Raw genomic sequence first — 21212 nt, 5'->3', positions numbered from 1 at the left:
TGTGATCCGAAGCGTCACCTGTAGGGGTCGTCCATCGATCGATAGATGACCACCAGAGAACTTGCTTCCTGGTTGCCGTCGCCGCAGCTGAACAGGATCTCGCCCGCGGGATTGATCGAGCAGTACCACTCGGCGTACTCCATAATATCGAGCGGCTTGTCGTACAACGTGGGGTACGTCGCGTTCATCACGGTCATCGCCTCGGGGCACGAGACACTTCCCTTCGATACGAGCACATCTCGCGGCATTCCGTCCGCCGCTGTCACAACCCCGCAGGTGCCTCCACCTGAGCTTCCCGAATTGGGGTCGGTGTATGCATTCTCCTCACATGGTTTGGTGGACATATCTTTCGCGGACTCGAACGTCTCGCCATTGTCCGGGAAGAACCACACCACCGACCGGTACATGAACGTGCCTTCACAATCGCCGAGGTCGAATCCGACGATCGTGACGGGTTCGATCGGCGCATTGGCGACTCCCGACGACTGGTCGACGTTGCGCGCGACTCCTGTCCCCGTGGCCTGTGACCCACCCCAGTCCTGCCAGACGATGTTCTCGACGAGTCCGGACAGACTGCCTCCGTTGTAGATGTCAGCGGGCTTGACCTCGCCATAACCCTTCTGATCCGGCCCCCAGACACGCCCCAACACGGGCTCAGCGCTGACGCTCGGCGCAGCGCCAGTCCTCAGTGCTTCGACGTACTCGAATGCGTAGCCGCCCGTCGAGAACTGGAATCCCCTGCCAGAACTATCGGAGCGACACGAGACACCAGATTCCTGGACGTTGCAGGAGAACCCGTTCGCCGACAGTGTCTGTCCGTATCCCAGCACCGGTGTGGTCTCGTCCATTCGCCAGAACAGCGCCTGGCTCAGGCTCGCGAAACGCGCATCATCGGAGCTGTTCACCAGGATCGCGTTCGGCGCACCCAACGCGCCGGACCCGAACTGCTGGACGAGCGGCGCCCCTGCGACCGGCATGTCTGTACTTGTCTTCGGTTGGCAGCCGGCCATCTGGTTGTCCGAACCGCCCTGCGCACTGTCCGCCAGGATCGCGCAGCGCCATAGACCGCTCGGCGTCGTGAAGTAGTAACCGCTGGTTCCGCCTGATTCGTACAGGAACCCGGTTGGATCGACCAACGTCGGAGCGACCGGCTGTGTCGGAGGATCGGAAGTGGCAGGTGCAGTGGAAGTCGCCGGACCCTCGAACCCGACGATCGAGTCGGGAACCTCCACCGGCTGCTCGGACGAGCAGGAGACAAGAGCGAACATCGCTGCTGCCACGACACTGAGCACTCTCCGGGACATTCTTGGGACATTAGCGGTGCCCATCGTCGCGCACAGTCGGCCGTTCGCAGGACTAGAGCGTGTCTCCCAAATTTGAGAGGTGCTGTCAGCGATGATATTTCGATGACGCGCGTGGGAGTGATCAGTGACGAGTTCTGGGAGATCGTCGAGCCAGTGATACCCACCGACGTGGGAAAACGTGGGCGGCGGTTCGCCGAGCACCGGCGAATTCTGGAGGGCATCGCATACCGATTCCGTACCGGGTGTCCGTGGCGAGATCTGCCGGAGGACTTCGGTCCGTGGCAGACGGTGTGGAAACGCCACCACCGATGGTCCTTCGATGGCACCTACGACGAGATGCTTGCCGCGGTGGCCGAGGTGTTCGGTCTCGACCCGGAAGAACTCGACGGCGATATCGGGGCGGTGCTCTCGATCGACTCGACCAGCGTCCGGGCGCATCAGCATGCGGCCGGTGCGCGAGCCGACACTCTCACAGGGGGCCTTGTCGAATTACAAGAAATCCGTCGACGAACCCGCTGACCACGCGTTGGGTCGATCTCGCGGAGGATTCACCACGAAGATCCATGCACTGACCGACCTGACGTGCTCGCCGGTGACGATGCTGCTGACCGGTGGGCAAGCCGGGGACAATCCACAGTTGGTGCCGTTGCTCGATGCCCACCGAGCTGCCGGTGGGGACCAGGACTACCGATTGCTCGCCGACAAGGCGTACACCCATCCCAGTACCCGCACCGAACTGCGTCGCCGCAAGATCAAACACACCATTCCCGAGCGCAGCGACCAGAAGCAGCGACGGGCCGACAAGGGGTCCGCCGGTGGTCGTCCACCGGGTTTCGATCCGACGATGTACAAGCACCGCAACACCGTCGAGCGTGGCTTCGGGCGGCTCAAACAGTGGCGTGGTGTGGCCACTCGATATGACAAGTACGCCATGACATTCCTCGGGGGCGTTGTCCTGTGCGCGGCAGTTCTGCACTCCCGCAACCACAACCACCGCCCGGCGATGAAAACGAAAACGGACCCAATTTAAGAGACACGCTCTAGTGGCACGGAAAAGCGCACCAGGGGAAACTTAACCGTGCCACTGGGGCCGGAGGCCCACGGCAGCCCGCGCGGCCGGAGGCCCCAGGAGGCACGCGGCCTAGGTCAGCGACGCGCTCACCAACGAGCTGGTCCGCACGTTCAACCTCGTCCGATCCGCCCGGAACAGATCCACCGAATACTCGACGGGCCTGGCCTCTTGGTCGTATCCGATGCGCTCGAGCTTGAGCACCGCCGTGCCCTCGGGTTGCCCGAGCAACGCCCCTGCCGAGGAACCGAGCGTGGCCAGTTCGATCGACTCGTCGGCCATGCAGACGGAAATCCCCAACTTGTTGCGCAACGTCTCGTACACCGAGTTGAGCGGCGCCCCGAGCACCCGCCCACAGAGACTGCCGTTCAGGTACATCTGCTCCAGCGACAGGGTGTCACCGTCGGCGAATCGCAGGCGCAGCAACGACACAGCTGGTCCGTCGCCCAACACCCGGGCCGCACTCTCCGACGGCGTGGCCATCCGAGCCGAGATCACCTTGGTCCCATCACGAAAACCTTGCTCGTGCAACATCTGTGGCACGCCCTTGACGGTGTTGAGGCTGCGCAGCAATCTGCGGCTCTGGCACACCGATCTGGCGCTCTCCGGCGACGGTGATGCCGGCGCGACCGAGGTCAAGTACGCACCGCCTGCCCTGCCCTTCAAGCGGCGGATCACCCCGTCACGCTCGAGCAGGTCCATGGCTTTGCGAACGGTGGTACGCGAGGTTCCCAGTCGTTCGGCCAGCTCACGCTCCGGTGGGAGCCGGGCCACCGAGCGCTGTTCGAGTTCGCCCACCAGCCGGAGTAGCGCGGCATGGGTGTGTTCCATGATCAGCAACGGTCCACCTCCGATTACAAGTACAGGACAAACCTAACCCCCTTAGAACCCATTCAATGTTCATCTACCTGCAGATTTACGCACGATTAACACCGTTGGTGTCCTATGACGTTTCACCCGAGCCACGCGTTACACGCAGTTCACACACGACGAACAAAACCAGAAATGGTCTACGCGCATCGTTCTACCCGTCAAGAGAAGAACTCCTACCGAAAGGTGCACCACTGTGGAAGATTCCCGGTCGGCTCGCGCCGCACTCGGCGTGGAGCTCGCCCGCTCGGCGGGAGAGATCGCCCGCCGTTGGTTCGACACGTCGGCACTCGCCGTCGAGCACAAACAGGATGGTTCCCCGGTAACGCAGGCGGACCGTGAGATCGAGCAACACATCAGAAACGCAGTATCCGAACACTTCCCCGACGACGGCTTTCTCGGCGAAGAGTTCGACGAAACCATCGGCACCTCGCAGTATCGCTGGATCGTCGACCCCATCGACGGCACCAAGTCCTTCGTACACGGAGTTCCGTTGTACGCCAACCTGATAGCGCTACAGGAAGACAACGACATCGTCTTCGGCGTCATCAACATCCCCAATGCGGACGTGCTCATGCACGCCGAGCGCGGGAAGGGCTGCTGGAAGAACGGCACCCAAGTTCACGTCTCGGACAGAACAGAACTCGACGGCGCCTACGTCATGGCGACGTGGCTCGAGGATTGGCACCCCGACGTCATCGTCGACCTGCACGCCGCAGGCGCTGTTCTACGCACCTGGGGCGACGCCTACGGCTACATGATGGTCGCGTGCGGCCAGGCCGAGGCGATCGTCGACTACACCACGCAGGCTTACGATCTCGCTCCCATGCCGGTCATCATCGAAGAGGCTGGCGGCAGGTTCACCACGCTGGACGGAGCACGAGACTTCGATGGCGGCAACGGTATTGCGTCCAACGGCACAGTACACGACTCGGTTCTCAAAATAGTCAACCAAGGATGACGCACATGAAAGAGTACATTCGCGGCCTGAGCCGGAAGAGCATCATGATGTTCTTCGGCAGCATCTACGCACTCGCTCTGCTCGTCGCACTGTTCCCTCCGTTGTACATGTGGAGCAGCGGAATTCGCTTCGAGATCCTCGGTATTCCGTTCGCCATCATGTACTGGCTTATCAACGGAGTCGTTCTCGGACTGACTCTCTGGGGCCTCTACATCGTCGAGGACATCCGCGGCGAACTCGACGAGGACCTCCTCCCCGCTACCACCCCGCTGACTGGAGAATGACATGTTGATCATGCTGGGAATGCTCGGCGTCTTCTACGCCATCGTCATCTTCATTCTGTACACCACCCAACAGAAGTCCTCACCCACGTTCGACGAGTATTCCGTCGGCGGGCGCAGCTACGGTCCCTGGTACGTCGCGATGAGCTACGTCAACTCGTGGTGGCCCGGATCGGTGTTCATCGCGTTCTTCGGACTCGCCAGCGGCGCAGGAGTGTTCGGCCTCTACGGTCTCGCGTACTCCAGTCTCGGCGTCGCGATGATGTACTTCATGGCTACCCGAGCATGGCGCTGGGGTGCGAAGTACAACCTTCGCTCACAGCCCGACCTGCTCGGCCTGCGCTTCAACTCGCGCGGCACCAAGGTCGTCGCCAGCGTCATCGGTATCGTGTCACTGTTCCCATGGGTGGTCCTCGGCATGCAGGCGCTCGGTGAGGTCTTCCAGATCGCCAGTGCCGGAGCATGGTCCGTCACCACCTGCCTGTTCGTCGGCTTGGCCGTCATCGTGATCCGTCAGTACTGGACCGTCAAGATGGGCATGCGCGGGCTGATCATGACCGACATGTTCCAGGGCATCGTCGCCTACGTCTTCTCCGCCGCACTGTGCCTGATCCTGCTCTCTGGTATCGCCGGTGGCCCGATCAGCTTCGGCACTCTGGGCGACGTCGCCGACCAGTACCTCCGCGTCCCCGGCGACGGCGACTCCTACGGACCGTTCTACCTCTTCGCGCTCATCTTCACCGGCGTCGTCGGATCGCTCTGCTGGCCGACGAGCTTCCAGCGCATCTACACCGCGTCGAGCGTTCGCGCAGTCAAGTCCGGCACCATCCGCACCGTCCTGATCTCCGGAGTCTTCTACTCCCTGCTCATGCTCGTCGGAATCGCCAGCACGGTGATGCCTGCCGTCGCCGATTCCCCACAGACCGGCTGGTTCACCATCATGGAGAGCTACGGCGGAACGTGGCTCCTCGGACTCGGCGCCACCATGGTCTTCGCCGCATCCATGGGCCACATCGACGGCAGTGTCCAGGTCTGCGGCCTGCAGATCGCCAACGACCTCGTCAACTCCGAGAAGCGTCAGCTCACCGACAGCCAGCTCACCAAAGTGGCCAAAGGCAGCATGCTCGCGTTCATGGCGGCCGCGGCCATCGTCGCCTACGCCACCTTCAACATGACGCGACTCCAGCTCCTCGCGCAGATCTCATATCAAGGCGTCGTGCAGCTCGCCATCCCCCTGTTCCTCGGTGTCTTCTGGCGCGGCGGCAACGGTAAGGGAGCAGTCGCCGGCATGGTCTCCGGCTTCGTCACCGCACTCGTCCTCACCGCGATCTACCCGGACGACATCGCCGGACTCGGCAGCCTCACCGGCGGCGTCGTCGGCATGGCCGTCAACCTGGCCGTCTTCCTCATCGTCTCCAAGGCCACCGGCACCACGGCCGAGGAGAAGGCACGCGTCAACGAGATGTTCGAGGTCGGCAAGCGTCCCACCCGCATCGCACCCGTCGACCTGTCCTTCGAGGATCAGATCGAGGAACTCGCCACCAACCCCGCCCCGGAAAAGATCTGACCGTGACGTTCTTGGACGATTTCGCGACACTGTCCTCGTTCGGTGCCACCGCCAATGGTGGCGTGCACCGCGAGGCAGCGACTGCGGACGACGGTCGAGCCAGGTGGTTCCTCGCCGACTGGTTCGACCGGAACGGCCTCACCACCACCGTCGACGCTGTCGGAAACATGTATGGCAGCATCGAGTTCGTACCCGGTGCTCCCTACGTGCTCGTCGGATCGCATCTCGACAGTCAACCGACGGCCGGCAAGTACGACGGTGCCTACGGTGTACTCGCCGCGGCCCACGCCGCGTATCAGGTCATCGAATGCGTCGAACGTGGCTCTGTGACTCCGCAGTTCAACCTCGCGGTGGTCAACTGGTTCAACGAAGAAGGTTCCCGCTTCTCGCCCAGTCTCATGGGGAGCGGGGTCTTCATCGGTAAGTTCGACGCCGACGACATCCTGAAGGTCACCGACCGCGGTGGCATCACAGTCCGAGATGCTCTGTCCGATATCGGCTTCCACGGCGAAGACCAACAGCTCGACGCCGTCTCCTACACCGAGATCCACATCGAACAGGGTCCGATCCTCGAGCAGGAGGGCACGACCATCGGGATCGTGACCGCCAACTGGGCTGCACGAAAGTACTCGATCACCGTGCACGGCGAGCAGTCGCACACCGGCGCAACACACATGGCACTGCGACATGACGCGTTGGTCGGCGCCAGCAAGATCGTTCTCGCTGCACGGGAACTCACCACGCAGTTCCCCGACGGTCTGCTGCTGGCGTCGGTCGGGCAATTCGATGTCGAGCCCAACTCTCCCATCGTCGTGCCGTCGAAGGTCACCATGGCCATCGACGTCAGATCCTCCGATCCCGACGTGCTCGAGCAGGCCCACGACATGCTGCTCGCGGCCATCGCTCAGGAAACAGAAGTCCACGTCAGCATCGACTCCTCCGCACTACGGCCGTCCACCAGCTACCAGAGCGAGGGCGTCGAACTCGCCGAAGAAGCCGCGAAAGACCTGGGCCTGTCGTATCGGCGGATGCTCACGATGGCCGGCCACGACTCGGTCAACCTGAAAGACATCGTCCCGACGGTCATGCTGTTCGTTCCCAGCGTCGACGGCATCTCGCACAGCGAAAAGGAACTCACGCGCGACAGCGACCTACTCGATGGCGTCACGATGCTGACCGAGACCGTCGCCCGCATGGTCCGAGGCGACATCGGCGTCGCAAAGGCTACCGAACTGACGAGCGCAGGAAGCAGGCAGAGATGATCGACTTGACCGGCAAGACCGCAGTGGTCACCGGCGGCTCCCGAGGCATCGGGCGAGCTGTGGCCACCACGTTGGCTGCGGCGGGCGCGCGCGTGGTGATCGCCGATCGCAGCGATGCGCTCCGCACAGACGGTGCGTCGACCTCGGACGTCATCACTGCAGCAGGGGGTATCGCCGAATCCGTATTGCTGGACATCGCCGATTCCCAGCAGGTCGACGCTGTGTTCGGTGATGTTGCAACCCGGTTCGGCATCGATATTCTCGTCAACAACGCCGGGGTGCTCAGCGCCGGAACGGTACTCGAGACGAGCGACGAGGCGTGGCGGTCGATCTTCGCGGTGAACGTCGATGGGACGTTCTTCTGCACGCGGGCGGCGATACGGCACATGGTCGACGCCGGCAAGGGCGGCAAGGTGGTGAATGTGGCGTCGATCAGCGGGTTGCGTGCGAACCCCGGCTTTGCCGGCTACTGCGCGGCGAAGGGTGCGATGGTCAACTTCACCCGCCAGGTCGGCATCGACTACGCACCCCTGGGCATCAACGTCAACGGTGTCGCGCCGGGCTTCGTCGAAACCGACATGACCGCGATCTACGACGCGTCTATCCGTGGCGCGTTGGAAGCACAGACCCCGAACGGCAAATGGGCTGATCCGCAACAGATTGCGGATACGGTGCTGTTCCTGTCGTCACAGTTGTCCAACCACATCTGCGGCGAAATCATCGCTGTGGACGGCGGCTGGCTGGTCGGCACTCCTGTGGTCCCGGTGGCATCCGCGGTATCGGCATGAAAGGCGCTCGATGAACCCCCTTCTCACCCAGCCTCTCGCAGCGATACGCGAAGCGTTCCGGACTGGCGAGACCAGCCCGCTCGACGTGTTGGACGCGACCCTCGAACACGTCGCGGCAACCGATCCGGTGATCAATGCGCTTGCCTACGTGGACGAACCGGGTGCTCGTGCTGCCGCACAGGCAGCGACGGACCGCCTCATCTCGGGACGATCCCGCGGCGACCTCGACGGTATCCCGGTGACGATCAAGGACAGTGTGCATGCGATCGGGATGCCCTGGCGGCACGGTGTCGCCGCGAACGCGAACCTGCCCATGTCCACCGTCGACGCTCCCCCGGCCGCACGATTGAAAGAAGCGGGCGCCGTCATCGTAGGCAAGACGACAATGCCCGACATGGGCATGATGGCCGCCGGCGTCAGCTCCCTCTACGGAATCACCCGCAACCCCTGGGACCTCTCCCGCAATACCGGCGGGTCGAGCGCAGGTGCGGGAGCGTCTCTGGCGTCGGGCATCGGTTTCGGTTCTGTCGGTTCGGATATCGCCGGATCGGTACGGCTTCCCGCCGGGCACTGCGGGCTCGTTGCGCTCAAGCCGACGCAGGGACGCATCCCACACACTGCGCCGTCGACCATGCGATCCGCCGGGCCGATGGCGCGTAGCATCGGCGATCTGATCGACCTCTACCGCGTCATCAGCCGGCCCGATCCACGGGACACCTGGAGCCTGCCGCCCGAGGACACCGCCGGCATTCACGCGGCCCTCGACCCTGCCGGACTTCGCATCGGCGTCATGCTCGACATGGGCTACGGCACAACCATTTCCGACGAAGTGCTGCGCGTGGTCCATTCTGCAGCAGCGGAACTGATGGCAGCGGGTGCCCTGGTCACCACGATGCCACCGATCTTCCGTGAGGATCCGTACCCGGCGCTCGATCGACTGTTCCAGGTGCGTGCTCGGACCGAGTGGGAGTCCATTCCCGAGGATCGCCGGTCGCAGGTTCTACCTGCTGTCGCAGATTGGGCTTCGGAGGCGGCGAATCACTCTGCGGCTCAGTTCTCGCGGGATACCGAGGCGGTAATGCGATCGCAGGAGATCGTGCGGGCAAGGACGAGCGAGTTCGATTTCGTGATCAGTCCGGTCATTCCCACTGTCGGGTTCGCTGCCGATGAGGTCGGGCTCGATCCGGTGCAGCCGCTCGGTCACTGCAGTTTCACGGCGTGGTTCAACCAGACGGCTCAGCCTGCGTCGGCGTTGTGCTTCGGATTCAGCGAGCACATGCCCGTCGGGATTCAGGTCGCCGGTCCGCGGTTCGCAGACCAGGCGGTGCTGCGGCTGACGAAGTGGCTCGAAGGTGCACGGGAGATCGAGATGAACTGGCCGACAGCTGTGGCCGCGGACAAGATCGGAGCACTCGGATGACCGTACGGCAGACATTGAGCGAGTTGGGCGTGTGGGCATCCGCCGAACTGACGTTGGATCCCGGCACGACGATGGCAAGCCCGAGCTGGTGGGGCGCCGACTCGGAGCGCTATTCGGCCAGGGCTTCGGTCGCCGACGCTTCCGCCGGGTCAGCCGCATTCGTCAAGGTCATGGAACCGCACGCACGCGACTACGTCGACATCGAGGGTGCATTCGCGGCTGCCACGGCCGCTGGTGACACAGGCATCGGACCGAAGATCTTCATCTCCGACTCCGACTCCGGTGTGCTGGTCATGGAGGACTTCACCGGCATGTGCCATACCGCGACGCTGGATCTGTTCGACGAGGATGCCAACGTCGAGAAGCTGGTGGCACTGCGGGCGTCGGTGCATGGTGTGGACGGGGTTGCGCGTCGGGCTTCGGTGTTCGACGACCTCGCGCATGCTCGGAATCTGGTCGAGAAGGTCGGCGGCGCATTGCCCGCCGACTTCGACTGGATGTTGCGCACACTCGGGCCTGCGCAGGCCCGCATCGAGTCGGCCGGCTACGACGTCGTCCCCTGCCACGGTGATGGCAACGCCTCCAACGTTCTGGTGCTCGATGACGGCAGCATTCGGCTCGTCGATTGGGATGTCGCGGCGCTGATGGATCCTCTCCAGGACATCGGAGCACTGCTCGCGGAGATTCGGCCGTTCGATTCCGATGCGCGTGAGGTGTTCGAGATGGCGTGGGGGTCGTTCGACAGTGCCCTGTTCGATCGGGCGCGGATCTACGGCATTGCGGACTCGTTGCGCTGGGCGCTGATCGGACTGTACTGCGATGCAGTGAAGCCGGGGACGCACGAGTATTCGAAGTTCTCCGACTGGCAGTTCCTGCGGGCACGCGCTGGACTGCGCGACCCGCATTTCGACGACCGAGTACGGAACATCTGAGGTGGACATGAACGAGATCGCAGTGGGATCTGCCCGTACCGAACCCGAGCGGCAAGTGGAGAAGGCGCTCGCCGCTGTCGCGGAGTGGGAGGGTCTGAACATCACCTATACCCCAGTGCCCGGCGGGTTGATGAACAGCAACTGGCGCATCACCGTCGACGGGAAACCGAAGCGCTACTTCATGAAGCTGCCTGGTGCAGGGTCGGAGTCGTTCATCGACCGCTCGCTGGCCAACGAAGCTGCTCGACGGGCGGGTGCTCTCGACATCGGGCCGGAGGTGGTTCTCTTCGACCCAGTGACGGGTGTGGAGGTGATCGAATTTCTCGAGGAGTATCGCGCCTGCACCAACGGCGATTTGAAACGTCCGGAGATTCCGTTGGGCATCATCGACCTGTATCGGGTGCTGCATTCCGGGGACAAGCTCAGCGTCACCAAGACGATCTTCGACATGATCGACGAGCACCTCGACCAGGTCAACGAGCTGGGTGTGCGACTCCCCCGCGATGCCGATGTGATCCTCGCCGAATACGGCCAGGCAAAGCACGCGATGCTCGCGTCCGGTTTGGATCTGGTTGCGTGCCATAACGATCCGATGCCCGGCAACATTCTCGTCGCACCGGGCAAGCCGATGAAGTTGGTGGACTACGAGTTCGCGTCGAACAACGATCGGGCGTACGAGCTTGCGGTGATGGTGACCGAGATGTTCTACGGCGAGCAGCAGACGATGGAGCTGATCGAAGAGTTCTACGGCAAAGCGGAGTGGTCGATGATCTCCCGGGTGCAGGTATGCAGTGCGCTCGCCGACGTCAAATGGGGTCTGTGGGGCTGCATGAACCACAAGCTCAGTACGGCATGGGATTTCGACTATCACAAGTACGGTGCGTGGAAGCTCGCTCGGGCGCGGCTGAAGATGGCCGATCCGCGGTGGGCATTCTGGCTTCAGGGATTGTGAGGTGGCTATTCTCGATCGAGTAGGGGCGTTGAACGTCAACGGATTCGACGGGTCTTCTGCTTCCTTGGATCCCCGCACTCGTGAATTGATCGACCGACGTCGTCGAGTTCTCGGGCCTGCGTATCACCTGATGTACGAGAAGCCGCTCGAGCTGGTGCGCGGTGACGGCGTGTACGTCTACGACACCAAAGGCACCCGCTACCTGGACATGTACAACAACGTCGCGAGCGTGGGGCATTGTCATCCGCGGGTGGTGGAGGCCGTGAGTCGGCAGATGTCGCTGATCAACACGCATACGCGGTATCTGCATGATGCGGTGATCGGCTACGCGGAGGACCTGATCGCGACGTTCCCCGACGAGCTGACGACGGCCATGTTCACGTGCACGGGGTCGGAGGCGAACGATCTGGCTCTTCGTATCGCACGGCACGCGACCGGACGGCAAGGTGTCATCGTCACCGAAAGCGCCTATCACGGTGGGACGGTGGATGTGGCGGCGTGTTCACCGTCGATGGGTCCGGCGTCCGTGCGCAATGCGCCCTGGGTGCGAACGGTCCCGGCCCCGGATGCCTACCGCGTGGATGGGGATCTGGGGACGTGGTTCGCCGAGCATGTGCAGACGCAGATCGATGACCTTCAGGCATCGGGAATCGGCTTCGCGACATTGTTGATCGACTCGATCTTCGCCTCCGACGGAGTGTTGCCGGAGCCGACGCCGTTCTTGAAGCCGGCTGACGACGCTGTTCACGCTGCCGGCGGGCTGTTGATAGCCGATGAGGTGCAGCCGGGGTTCGGTCGGCTCGGGTCGTCGATGTGGGGCTTCGAACGGCACGGGTTGCTGCCGGATATCGTGACGATGGGCAAGCCGATGGGCAACGGGATGCCCATTGCGGGATTGATGATGCAGGGTTCGCTGGCCGAGCAGTTCGGTCGGGATTTACGCTATTTCAACACCTTCGGTGGGAATCCGGTAACGATCGCGGCCGCACAGGCGGTACTCGACGTGATCCGAGACGAGGAGCTGGTGACCAATTCCTCGGCGATGGGCGCCCGGTTGGTCGCGGGGTTGCGAGGGGTCGCTTCGGAGGTCGAGTCGATCGGTGACGTCCGGGGAGCGGGGTTGTTCGTGGGGGTCGAGTTCGTCGGGCCTGGTGGGGAACCGAATCCAGCCGAGGCGCTGCGGGTGGTCAACGCGATGCGGGAGCGTGGAGTGTTGATCTCGGCTACCGGGTGTTTCGGGAACACGCTCAAGATTCGTCCGCCGCTGGTCATAGGTGGGGAGGAGGTCGACCTGTTTGTCGCCGAGTTGGCGGGGGTGTTGGGGATCGGGTAGCGCTGGCGGGTTGTCGGTCGGACGCTACTTCGGCCCGTGGGACTGGAGGTCGGCGGCGTTGGTGTCGTCAGCGGCCTCGGTTGCGGAGAAGAATTTACCGAAGACGACCTTCATCTCCTCGACGACGTCGATGTGGCTCTGGAGGACGTCGACCATGTTGTTTGCGCCGCCGGCCGCCTTCTCCGAGAAGATTCGCTGTAGTGCCTTGCCCGAATCGAAGTCACCCCAACCGCTGATGTTGGCCAGATCCCTTGCGGACTGCTGATGCTCTTTCAACTTCAGAATGTAATTGTCGCAAGCGCTAGTACACGCCTTTGCCGCCTCGGGATTGAGATACAGATTGCCGTGGTCCGCAGCCACTGCGAGCGCCTGCCAATATGTCGATGGTTCGACTGGACTAGTCATCGAGACCTCCTACCTGGGCGCGGCAGGGACCGCACCTTCCAGATCATTGACATGTTTCAATACAACTTCGCAGGGATCTACCCCATCGTCTTTGTCGTAGAGCGCCGTGAACACCACGACACCCGGCGGTACGTCGACGGCAATCTTGCAGTCCCTGATAGCGGCGCCGTCCTCCGTCTTGTAGATGAATGCATCACGCCCGCCCACCTCCAAGTCACGGCCGTCACGGTTGGATGAGTTTGCGCGAGCTTCAGCGATCGTGTGGTCGACAGAGGACATCACACTCAACCCATACGCAGACTCGACGCCCGGCGGCCGGAACACGCATCGTCCCCAGTCTGGGACCGTTACTCCCTCACCCCAGCCTTCCATTCGGTAGGACGGGTCCAGTCCAGTCGCCGCGATGGCATCTGGGGTGATGCTGCACGGATCCCACCGCTCAGCCGCGACCGGACTCCCCTCGACACCGTCACCGCATCCGGCGAGCAGAGCTGCCACAGCGACAAGCATCGCCACCCGTATCCGCACTAATCCCCTCCTCCAGAGCCAGTCGATAGGTTAGACGCATCGGGGCTCTCATCGGTTCCGATTGTTATCTCAGCCGTAGCTGGGGCTTGTCCTTGAGCGTGCCTCATGCCGACTCCGGTTGTGCTAGTCAAAGACTCCACCGGGGTGCGCTCAACGGCGCAAGCGTGCAGATCCGGTCTGCGACGACCTCGTGTAGATTGCTGGACGAGTCGAGACCGGGGGGTCCATTTTGAATTCTGTCGAGATGTTTGCCAGGGAATCCGTACGCGCAGTTCTTCGTCCGCCCTTGGCGGACCGACCAGGCCGCTGCCCAGTATCGAAGGTTTACTCATCATGGACGTAGATCCAGCGGCCCTGTCGAACGTGGCACATGCGCTAACTTCTATCGCGGACGAACTTCAGCAGGGCTTGACAGCTATGTCGACGGACGTCGAAAAGACTATCGGCGATCACTGGTTGGGAGCTGCGGCGAACGACCACCAATCGCGATGGTCAGCACTTCATGACGGCGGTGTGCTCGTAGTCCGTCAACTGGAAGAGCTGATCAACGGGCTGAGTCTGTCAGGTTCGGACTACCAATCCACGGAGTCGGCAAACACCACGTCGATCCGACACCTGAACTTGGACTAGCCATGGACCACGACTACACCGTCGATCTCGACGAACTCCAAGCCTTGACGCGCAGGATAGACGATTTCGCGTTCTTCGTCCGACAATGTCTGCTCGCCGCCGACGCCTCAGCGACGAGTCTTCCGACGGTGTGGACGGGGCCAGCGGCGGACGCGTTTCAGGTCGCCTACCGCGAGTGGGTTCGTTCCGCAGAGACCCTGGCCACCGATATTTCCGCACTGGCGGCGTCCACGAAATCAGCGTGCGAAACGTATTCTGCAGCATTCGAGGGCAACTCGAGCATGCTACTTCAAGGCAGACCTTGACCAGGCAATCTGCGTCGCCGGCGGCGCTGTACTCAGCCGCTACCCATTGCAACGAAGCAGCAGTAATCACCTATGAGGTTGCGACCGAATCGACTTCAGCGCTGTCTACAACAGGCGGAATGGCCGGGTCGCACGACACTGCACGAGAGTGGGCCTCGACCTACGACGAACGTGCATCGACCCTGTTGGCCGGCCTCGATGACGTTGTTCGCGCGTTGGAGAACTACTGCGCCGTCCTGAACCAGGTCGGGCACAATCACGCTCTGGCGGAGAGCTCGGCCAACGGGTCGTCGACGGTTCCTCCCACACCGCCAGCTCTGCCTGCGGTCGTGCCGGGTTGCTCTGTGGTATTGCAAGAATCAGCCGGCGGGACAGGCGTAGGGCTGGAGGACGAGGCACTCGGTATCGCGAACGCTGTGGGAATCCCGGTACCCGACGGCGACACCGACAAGCTTCGGCGAGCTGGTGCGGTATGGCGGGATCTGAGTGTGAGCGCGGGGATCGAGGACGTTTTCGGTTGCTTCCGCTCAGCAGAGAACCTGTTCTTCGACATCGAATCGGCAGAAACCGATCTGATTCTCGATGACTTGGATGACCTCCGAACAAGCATCCAAGCCATACAGTTCGCGGCTGCCGAACTTGCCGACTCCTGCGACGAGTACGCCGCGAACATCGATGAGCTTCGATCTCAGCTGTATGGGCTACTGGTTGATCTCGCGGAAGAACTTGCGATCACTGCAGCCATATCGATCGCCGCGGCATTCGTCAGCTTCGGTGCGTCGGCAGTTGTCGGAACCGCGAAATCCGCAGCAACCATCAAGAAGTTCGGAACGCTGATACGTGACGGAGTTGCGGCCTGGACCATTTCGAAGAATATCGGCAGAGGTGTGAGGGTCGGCGCAGATCTGGCGGTGATCCAACGAGTACTGATTCGCATCAAATCGATCGGCAAGAAGGTTGTCGACGCCGCACGTCGGTCACCATCAAAACGGAACATCGACGAGCTGTTTGCACACGGAAACAAGCCGAAGGCTTCAGAACTGGACGAGTATGCACGTTCGGAGGGTTGGACCAAGATACAAACGGCCAATGGGCCGCCGAAGTACATCGACGAAAACGGAGTGACACGGTTGACAATCAAGAGCGGCTCAGACAGGGCACCAGGAAGCGCGGGACCGCACGTCGAAATCAGAAACGCCGACGGTCAACGGATTGACCCCTTCGGCAACGAAGTAGCCCGAAGAAGCCCTGGTAACCACACCCCGATCGAATGGGACCTACCGTGAACAACGACTACTCGCAGCTGCGGGGGCTTGCAGGCGTATATCTGGAGGACAGCTATGTCCTATCCATATCCGAGGCGCCCCGGAAGTTCACGTTCGCGCTCGATGCGGTTTTGACTCCTGACAGCGCGCGCTACGCGCCACCGAAACCCGATGAGCAATACTGCTACGCGCGTGGGAAACTGGTGTTCGAACACGTCACCGACATCACATGGATAAATCGGTCCACCCAGCAATACACCGACGCAACAGGCGAAGTCGACTTGGGCAACATCGACTCACTCGTATTCGAGCAAGGCCTTTACATCGCCGAAGGTGACTGGGGGCAGGTCCACATTCGATCGGAGTCAGAACCGCAGTTCGTCTTCGACTGAGAAGCCCGAAGACTTCAGGCCGGAGCCAAACTGCCGAACGAGGAGACACTGTGACGTTACGAGCATGCAGCCGGCGTTGAGCCTGGACGCGTGGACGGCCGACGGCTACTCGAACCGGACCCTGTACTCGACGGCGTGGATACCGAGGGCTGGCCGGTCATGCCTGCCGGTCAGCCGCGTCATCCTGCACCGAAACCGAGGGCTTCGTTGGCAATCGAATGCTCGACCCGGCGCTGGAGCCCGAGAGGGTCGGTCACTGCTGTAGCGACTGACCGTGTCTCCGCCACCCGTGTGCGAGGTCCCCCGAACGTTCGAGTCCCACTACCTCCGGGCCCGACGGGTGCGTTCGGCGAACCGATCGAGCGCATCGAGCATCTCGCCGGCTTGCCATACGCGGTTTCGTCGCCCCTTGGACGTCTGATGCAGAACACCGGCGTCGACGAGTCGATCGATTGCTCGTTGCGCAGACATGTCGCTGACACCGAATGTTCTCTGCACGAACGCATTGTCGATGACCGGTTAGCCACCAACGCATCGACAAGTCGCCACACGACGGATTCCCGGCGTGCAACGGTGCTGTCGATGAAACGTTCCCTCGCAGAAGCCAGGTCGTCGACCAGCATGCGGCCATTGGACACTGCAGCGAACGTCGCAGCATTCAGCCGCCGGATTATCGGCTCGACATCGCCCTTCCTGTACTCGTCGAGGCTCGCGAAGTACGTTGCCGTGTCAGTCAGCAGACCCGCAGACAGCGGGACCGTGACACGTTCGACCACTTCGGCCCGTCGGAGCATTGTGTGCACCAACGACCTGCCGGTACGTCCTACGGTGTCATATCAAACCTTTGCTCCGCATAACGGCGGCTGTCGATTCCCAGATTGCTCGCGCAGTCAGCTGGCTCGATGCCTCGCCTACCCTGTTTTTGAGCCAAGCCAACGACGCCTGGATTCGCCCGCTTGACACTTCGTCGGACTGAGAAGCCTGCTCAAACACCTCGGCTATTCGTGCAGCCGCATCCTTGGACTCCGGATCCAACCCCACCATGTCGATTCGGACTGAGAAGGCCAAGTCCTCCATGTCGGATGCGGTCAGACCTTCGTTGGCGACCGTAATGTCGCGACCCGACGAATAGAGGTTGCCGGCCCCAGTATTGATCACTGTGCGAGAGCTACCCTCGACCCGAATCGTCGGAAGCTGCTGAACCGAGCGTTCCCATCCGTTCTGTGTAAGTGCGACTCGAGGATGCTGCCCGAGTATTCGTCGGCCCATCGACCATCCGTACAACACAACCCACCCCTGCTTCATCATGTATTCAAGCAATTGATTGCCCGCGTCGATGCCCACCCCGATCCTGCGGAAATATTGCTCGACGAATTGTGGGAACTCCGGGCGGGGAGCACCCTCGCGAAGGTCGATCAATACTGCACATGCGAGCTCGTGCAGTTGGTCCGATCCGTAGTGCGGGCGGACCAAGACGGAGCGTCTCCACAGCGCTAAAACGATCAAAACAGTCATGACAGCTAAGGACACCCACACCGACGACATCTGAAGACCCCCGACCCTAGATTTCTTGTTTCGACGGACAGTACCTCGGGATACCGACATGTTCGCTTTGGCTGTATCGAGAGCGAGAGAACGCCGTCGACATACGATTCGCGGTAATCCGTGGGATCTCACACGCGACACCCCGAGGCGCTGCGGGTGGTCAAGCGATGCGGGAGCGTGGTGCGTTGATCTCGGGACCTCTCTCGAGATTCCTCCGCAGCTGGTCATCGTTGGGACGATGTCGACTCAATCGTCGGGGAGTTGGCGGCGTTGCGGAAGTCGGGAGCCCAACAATTCACGTGTGCCGGGCATAGGCTGCGGGCATGAACAAAGTCAGCAAATTCGTTCTCGGATTGCTACTTTTCAATGGGGTATCAGCGGTCGGCGGAGGAATTGCGCTGATGACCGCCTTGATCCCCGAACAACCCACGTGGGTCGAGCACACAGACTTCAGCAGTCTCTACTTCCCCGGCGTGATTCTGCTCGCGATCGTGGGAGGGAGCTCTCTGTTCGCGGCGTCGGCGATGATCAAACGGATTGCGGGCTGGCAGCTGGCCAGCATTCTGTCCGGGGTGATCATGATCGTGTGGATAGTTGCCGAGATCGCATCCATTCGCGCGTTTCACTTCCTACAGGCGATCTACCTCGTGACCGGGGTCGCAGTGATCTGGTGGACTCGAACGGCCGACCACACCGGTAGTTCGGAACAACGCGGCCTGCAGTGATGCCCAAAATGCTTGGTAAACCAGAGGATCAATCGCCGACGACTGTGCACACCGTATTCGGGACCGGCATGTTTGCCCTGGCCTTTCTGCTGGTATCGAATTCGTCCCTCGGACCACTCGGCATCGAAGTCTTCGACTATCCGATCTCGATCACCCTGCAGAACCAGCTGATCGGCTTGGAGATCGTCACCCTCATCCTGGTCACCCCGTTGAGCATTGCCGCCGGAGTGCTGGCGTTGCGCGGTCACCGCGCCGCTGGCCCAATGGCTTTCGGACCAGCTGCCTACACCGCGTACATGTTCGTTCAGTACGTGCTCGGCCCGGAGTATGCGACGTTCAACGCGGTTGTGTTGTTCGACCTCGGCGTTTTCGCATTGAGTGCCGTTCTCGCCGTCTGGGCCTGGACGATCACCGACGCCGCTCCGATGCCGGACACGACGCCGACCAGACAACGCATCAACGGCTTAGCCTGGATGCACCGAGTCAGCGACGGTCGGCCGCACGCTGTAAACACGAAATGCCCTGCCGTAGTGAGAGAATTGTTCTTGTCTAGGGAACATTTCAACCACGACGAAGGGCATCTCGCAGATGCAACTATCCCACACCCGACCCGTCGCTGCCGCATCCTTCGACGACCCCAACTTGGTATCCGCGGCCGGATTGGTGCCGGTGATGGCGTTGGCGCAGCGATCAGGCCTGCTCACGCTCGCCGATGACCATCTGTCGGTTCCGGGAGACACGGGATCCAACGCAGGCCGCAAGATCGGATCCCTGGTCGCGGGCATGGTCGCGGGTGCGGACAGTATCTCCGACATGGCGATCCTGCGGCACGGCGCGATGCACATTCTGTTCGAGCGGCCCTACGCGCCCTCGACCCTGGGATCGTTTCTGCGGCAGTTCCGGTTCGGTCACGTCCGCCAGCTCGACGCCGTCGCCTCCCGGCTACTGCTGGCACTGACAGAACGCACACCGCTGCTGGCCGGTATCGATACCGAACCGGTGATGATCGACATCGACGACTCCATCATCGAAGTCCACGGCCACAGCAAACAAGGATCCGGCTACGGTTACTCCGGCGTCCGAGGCCTGAACTCGGTGATCACCACCGTCACCACCAGCACGACCGCGCCGGTCATCACCGCCCAACGCCTCCGCAAAGGCGCCTGCGGATCCTCCCGTGGTGCCGCACGCATGATCGCCGACACCCTCACCACCGTCGACCGACTCCGCGACGCAGTCTCGAAAACCAACACAGACACCGACACCGTGGGCGCATCGCCGAAGCCGTTGTTGCGGGCGGACTCGGCGTATTTCGGATATCCCAGCATCGGTGCCGCGCTGCGCGGCGGTGCGGATGTCTCGATCACCACCGGATTGAACTCGGTGATCAAGACCGCGATCAGCTCGATCGCCGATGACGCGTGGACACCGATCCGCTACACCAACTCGATCTACGACACCGGCACCCAGCAATGGATTTCGGTGGCCGAGGTAGCGGAGATTCCGTTCACCGCGTTCGCGTCGCAGAAGAAATCCCATCACGTTCCCGGCCGACTGATCGTGCGCCGCATCCCGGACCTGCGCCCGAAGAAAGACCAAGGTCAGGGCGAGTTGTTCGACGTGTGGCGTTTCCACGCGTTCTTCACCACCACCGACCGCGCCGACCTCGACACCGTCGCCGCCGACCGAACCCATCGCCGCCACGCGATCATCGAACAGGTCCATGCCGACCTGAAGAACTCAGCCCTCGCCCACATGCCGTCGGGGAAGTTCTGCGCGAACGCGGCCTGGCTGGTCTGCGCGGTGATGGCGTTCAACCTCACCCGCGCCGCCGCCACCCTGACCGGCGAACCGACACTCGCGAAAGCCACGACCGGGACCATCAGGCGCACATTGATTTCGGTGCCCGCCCGGATCGCCTACTCCGCGCGCAGACTCACCCTGCACCTACCGGAGAAGTGGGCCTGGGAAACGAGCTGGAAGGCAATGTTCGACAGCATGTTCGGGCGAAACGCCCACATTCTTCCCTAACCGAGCAGTCCATACCCGCCCGCAATGCGAAAGACCCAGTGGAACAACCCGACACCCGAGATCGGGCACCCGACCATGTCCACACCCGAGCCGACCCCGCACAACAAGATTCACGGTCACACACTCAGCCCATCGGTGAATTCAGGCTTAGTCCTGCTTGCGCTGGCAGCGTTCATACTGTCGCGATACCTCGGCCCCATCTTCGGCGGTGCGATGCCGGCCGAATTCGCGGATGCGCGCACATTCTTCTGGTCAATTGTGCTGCTCGACCTGGGTCTCGTGGTTCCAGCGACCATCGTCACTGCGATCGCGCTCTTTCGCGGAACACGGTTTGCCCAGAAAGCGCTCTATGCAGTGCTCGGTTGGTTCGCACTGGTTCCGCCGTCCGTGGCGGCGATGGCTGCGGTCATGGTGGCCCGTTCGGATCCGGCCGCCTCGGTCGGTCAAGTCGTCGTGCTGACCGTCGTCGCAGTTGTGTTCATGGTATTTGCGGCCACTGTCTTCCGTCCGCTGCTCTTTCGGAACCGCCCACACATCGCCTGAGTTGTCAGTCCAGACCGCCGAGCCGACGGAGGTCCGCGAGAATCGCAGGGGCCTTCTGCATGAGGGAAATATGCCCCTCTCCCTCGATCAGATGAGCCTGCGCC

Annotated in this window: 23 protein-coding genes and 1 pseudogene; 18 read left to right on the top strand and 6 right to left on the bottom strand. The window is 62.2% G+C overall.

The window, feature by feature from the left end; genetic code table 11:
- Window positions 1-14: 14 nt before the first annotated feature.
- Window positions 15-1304, bottom strand: a complete 1290-nt coding sequence (locus WDS16_RS03870) for a hypothetical protein (RefSeq protein WP_338890646.1) — start codon at window positions 1302-1304, stop codon at window positions 15-17.
- Window positions 1305-1406: 102 nt separating this feature from the next.
- Between WDS16_RS03870 and WDS16_RS03865 the strand changes: the two are divergent.
- Window positions 1407-2334: pseudogene (locus WDS16_RS03865) on the top strand (IS5 family transposase).
- A 111-nt stretch (window positions 2335-2445) separates the two neighbouring features.
- On the opposite strand, the gene WDS16_RS03860 reads toward WDS16_RS03865, so the two are convergent.
- Window positions 2446-3204: a GntR family transcriptional regulator gene (locus tag WDS16_RS03860; protein WP_338890644.1), complete on the bottom strand. Its 759-nt coding sequence runs from the start codon at window positions 3202-3204 to the stop codon at window positions 2446-2448.
- Between the two features lie 235 nt (window positions 3205-3439).
- Between WDS16_RS03860 and WDS16_RS03855 the strand changes: the two genes are divergently transcribed.
- From WDS16_RS03855 to WDS16_RS03815, 9 genes are read left to right on the top strand one after another with little or no spacing between them, the layout of a single operon-like run.
- Window positions 3440-4204: an inositol monophosphatase family protein gene (locus WDS16_RS03855; protein WP_338890642.1), complete on the top strand. Its 765-nt coding sequence runs from the start codon at window positions 3440-3442 to the stop codon at window positions 4202-4204.
- Window positions 4205-4209: 5 nt separating this feature from the next.
- Window positions 4210-4488, top strand: coding sequence for a hypothetical protein (locus tag WDS16_RS03850; protein ID WP_338890640.1), 279 nt, complete (start codon window positions 4210-4212; stop codon window positions 4486-4488).
- A gap of 1 nt (window position 4489) precedes the next feature.
- Window positions 4490-6052 carry a sodium:solute symporter family protein gene (locus WDS16_RS03845; protein WP_338890638.1) on the top strand — a complete coding sequence of 521 codons (1563 nt, stop codon included), beginning with the start codon at window positions 4490-4492 and terminating at the stop codon, window positions 6050-6052.
- Window positions 6053-6054: 2 nt separating this feature from the next.
- A complete protein-coding gene (locus WDS16_RS03840) occupies window positions 6055-7314 on the top strand; it encodes a M20 family metallo-hydrolase (protein ID WP_338890636.1) in 1260 nt (419 codons plus the stop codon).
- Window positions 7311-8102: an SDR family NAD(P)-dependent oxidoreductase gene (locus tag WDS16_RS03835; RefSeq protein ID WP_338890635.1), complete on the top strand. Its 792-nt coding sequence runs from the start codon at window positions 7311-7313 to the stop codon at window positions 8100-8102. Before WDS16_RS03840 ends, WDS16_RS03835 begins: the two co-directional genes overlap by 4 nt.
- Window positions 8103-8112: 10 nt before the next feature.
- Window positions 8113-9522, top strand: coding sequence for an amidase (locus WDS16_RS03830; protein WP_338890634.1), 1410 nt, complete (start codon window positions 8113-8115; stop codon window positions 9520-9522).
- The gene (locus tag WDS16_RS03825) at window positions 9519-10454 is read left to right on the top strand and encodes a phosphotransferase family protein (RefSeq protein ID WP_338890633.1); all 936 of its coding nucleotides are present in this window, start codon (window positions 9519-9521) and stop codon (window positions 10452-10454) included. The genes WDS16_RS03830 and WDS16_RS03825 overlap by 4 nt, the downstream gene beginning before the upstream one ends.
- Window positions 10455-10461: 7 nt before the next feature.
- Window positions 10462-11406, top strand: a complete 945-nt coding sequence (locus WDS16_RS03820) for a choline/ethanolamine kinase family protein (RefSeq protein WP_338890632.1) — start codon at window positions 10462-10464, stop codon at window positions 11404-11406.
- A gap of 7 nt (window positions 11407-11413) precedes the next feature.
- Window positions 11414-12739, top strand: a complete 1326-nt coding sequence (locus WDS16_RS03815) for an aspartate aminotransferase family protein (protein WP_422395810.1) — start codon at window positions 11414-11416, stop codon at window positions 12737-12739.
- 24 nt (window positions 12740-12763) lie between these two features.
- On the opposite strand, the gene WDS16_RS03810 is transcribed toward WDS16_RS03815, so the two are convergent.
- Together WDS16_RS03810 and WDS16_RS03805 are read right to left on the bottom strand one after the other, a co-directional pair.
- Entirely contained in the window at window positions 12764-13144 is a 381-nt protein-coding gene (locus WDS16_RS03810) for a hypothetical protein (RefSeq protein ID WP_338890629.1), read from the bottom strand.
- 9 nt (window positions 13145-13153) lie between these two features.
- Window positions 13154-13642, bottom strand: coding sequence for a DUF3558 domain-containing protein (locus WDS16_RS03805; RefSeq protein WP_338890628.1), 489 nt, complete (start codon window positions 13640-13642; stop codon window positions 13154-13156).
- A 363-nt stretch (window positions 13643-14005) separates the two neighbouring features.
- Between WDS16_RS03805 and WDS16_RS03800 the strand changes: the two genes are divergently transcribed.
- The 4 genes from WDS16_RS03800 to WDS16_RS03785 all read left to right on the top strand — a co-directional run bounded on the left by WDS16_RS03800 (window position 14006) and on the right by WDS16_RS03785 (window position 16264).
- Entirely contained in the window at window positions 14006-14302 is a 297-nt protein-coding gene (locus WDS16_RS03800) for a WXG100 family type VII secretion target (RefSeq protein ID WP_338890627.1), read from the top strand.
- A 2-nt stretch (window positions 14303-14304) separates the two neighbouring features.
- A complete protein-coding gene (locus tag WDS16_RS03795; protein ID WP_338890625.1) occupies window positions 14305-14607 on the top strand; it encodes a WXG100 family type VII secretion target in 303 nt (100 codons plus the stop codon).
- Window positions 14608-14726: 119 nt separating this feature from the next.
- On the top strand, window positions 14727-15893 hold the full coding sequence (locus tag WDS16_RS03790; RefSeq protein WP_338890622.1) for a hypothetical protein: 1167 nt from the start codon (window positions 14727-14729) through the stop codon (window positions 15891-15893).
- Complete coding sequence (locus WDS16_RS03785) at window positions 15890-16264, top strand: hypothetical protein (protein WP_338890620.1); 375 nt, start codon at window positions 15890-15892, stop codon at window positions 16262-16264. The genes WDS16_RS03790 and WDS16_RS03785 overlap by 4 nt, the downstream gene beginning before the upstream one ends.
- Before the next feature lie 321 nt (window positions 16265-16585).
- On the opposite strand, the gene WDS16_RS03780 is transcribed toward WDS16_RS03785, so the two are convergent.
- The gene (locus WDS16_RS03780) at window positions 16586-16762 is read right to left on the bottom strand and encodes a hypothetical protein (RefSeq protein WP_338890618.1); all 177 of its coding nucleotides are present in this window, start codon (window positions 16760-16762) and stop codon (window positions 16586-16588) included.
- Window positions 16763-17095: 333 nt separating this feature from the next.
- Window positions 17096-17779 carry a hypothetical protein gene (locus WDS16_RS03775; protein ID WP_338890616.1) on the bottom strand — a complete coding sequence of 228 codons (684 nt, stop codon included), beginning with the start codon at window positions 17777-17779 and terminating at the stop codon, window positions 17096-17098.
- Between the two features lie 353 nt (window positions 17780-18132).
- Between WDS16_RS03775 and WDS16_RS03770 the strand changes: the two genes are divergently transcribed.
- The 4 genes from WDS16_RS03770 to WDS16_RS03755 are packed head-to-tail and all read left to right on the top strand — an operon-like array spanning window position 18133 to window position 21108.
- Window positions 18133-18534: a hypothetical protein gene (locus WDS16_RS03770; protein ID WP_338890614.1), complete on the top strand. Its 402-nt coding sequence runs from the start codon at window positions 18133-18135 to the stop codon at window positions 18532-18534.
- Window positions 18535-18542: 8 nt separating this feature from the next.
- Window positions 18543-19250, top strand: a complete 708-nt coding sequence (locus WDS16_RS03765) for a hypothetical protein (protein WP_338890612.1) — start codon at window positions 18543-18545, stop codon at window positions 19248-19250.
- Window positions 19207-20565 carry an IS1380 family transposase gene (locus WDS16_RS03760; protein ID WP_422395809.1) on the top strand — a complete coding sequence of 453 codons (1359 nt, stop codon included), beginning with the start codon at window positions 19207-19209 and terminating at the stop codon, window positions 20563-20565. Before WDS16_RS03765 ends, WDS16_RS03760 begins: the two co-directional genes overlap by 44 nt.
- A 24-nt stretch (window positions 20566-20589) precedes the next feature.
- Window positions 20590-21108, top strand: coding sequence for a hypothetical protein (locus WDS16_RS03755; RefSeq protein ID WP_338890609.1), 519 nt, complete (start codon window positions 20590-20592; stop codon window positions 21106-21108).
- Window positions 21109-21212 lie beyond the last annotated feature (104 nt).

The organism is Rhodococcus sovatensis, assembly GCF_037327425.1.
Lineage (GTDB): Bacteria > Actinomycetota > Actinomycetes > Mycobacteriales > Mycobacteriaceae > Rhodococcoides > Rhodococcoides sovatense.
The sequence above is the reverse complement of the archived record's forward strand: the minus strand, read 5'-3'. Positions and strand labels throughout refer to the sequence as shown.

Coding starts and splice junctions, on each gene's coding strand:
- WDS16_RS03830 (WP_338890634.1), top strand. CDS start 8,113: ATGAACCCCCTTCTCACCCAGCCTCTCGCAGCGATACGCGAAGCGTTC.
- WDS16_RS03835 (WP_338890635.1), top strand. CDS start 7,311: ATGATCGACTTGACCGGCAAGACCGCAGTGGTCACCGGCGGCTCCCGA.
- WDS16_RS03820 (WP_338890632.1), top strand. CDS start 10,462: ATGAACGAGATCGCAGTGGGATCTGCCCGTACCGAACCCGAGCGGCAA.
- WDS16_RS03800 (WP_338890627.1), top strand. CDS start 14,006: ATGGACGTAGATCCAGCGGCCCTGTCGAACGTGGCACATGCGCTAACT.
- WDS16_RS03810 (WP_338890629.1), bottom strand. CDS start 13,144: ATGACTAGTCCAGTCGAACCATCGACATATTGGCAGGCGCTCGCAGTG.
- WDS16_RS03845 (WP_338890638.1), top strand. CDS start 4,490: ATGTTGATCATGCTGGGAATGCTCGGCGTCTTCTACGCCATCGTCATC.
- WDS16_RS03765 (WP_338890612.1), top strand. CDS start 18,543: ATGCTTGGTAAACCAGAGGATCAATCGCCGACGACTGTGCACACCGTA.
- WDS16_RS03850 (WP_338890640.1), top strand. CDS start 4,210: ATGAAAGAGTACATTCGCGGCCTGAGCCGGAAGAGCATCATGATGTTC.
- WDS16_RS03860 (WP_338890644.1), bottom strand. CDS start 3,204: ATGGAACACACCCATGCCGCGCTACTCCGGCTGGTGGGCGAACTCGAA.
- WDS16_RS03795 (WP_338890625.1), top strand. CDS start 14,305: ATGGACCACGACTACACCGTCGATCTCGACGAACTCCAAGCCTTGACG.
- WDS16_RS03870 (WP_338890646.1), bottom strand. CDS start 1,304: ATGTCCCGGAGAGTGCTCAGTGTCGTGGCAGCAGCGATGTTCGCTCTT.
- WDS16_RS03775 (WP_338890616.1), bottom strand. CDS start 17,779: ATGACTGTTTTGATCGTTTTAGCGCTGTGGAGACGCTCCGTCTTGGTC.
- WDS16_RS03825 (WP_338890633.1), top strand. CDS start 9,519: ATGACCGTACGGCAGACATTGAGCGAGTTGGGCGTGTGGGCATCCGCC.
- WDS16_RS03755 (WP_338890609.1), top strand. CDS start 20,590: ATGCGAAAGACCCAGTGGAACAACCCGACACCCGAGATCGGGCACCCG.
- WDS16_RS03760 (WP_422395809.1), top strand. CDS start 19,207: ATGGCGTTGGCGCAGCGATCAGGCCTGCTCACGCTCGCCGATGACCAT.
- WDS16_RS03790 (WP_338890622.1), top strand. CDS start 14,727: ATGGCCGGGTCGCACGACACTGCACGAGAGTGGGCCTCGACCTACGAC.
- WDS16_RS03770 (WP_338890614.1), top strand. CDS start 18,133: ATGAACAAAGTCAGCAAATTCGTTCTCGGATTGCTACTTTTCAATGGG.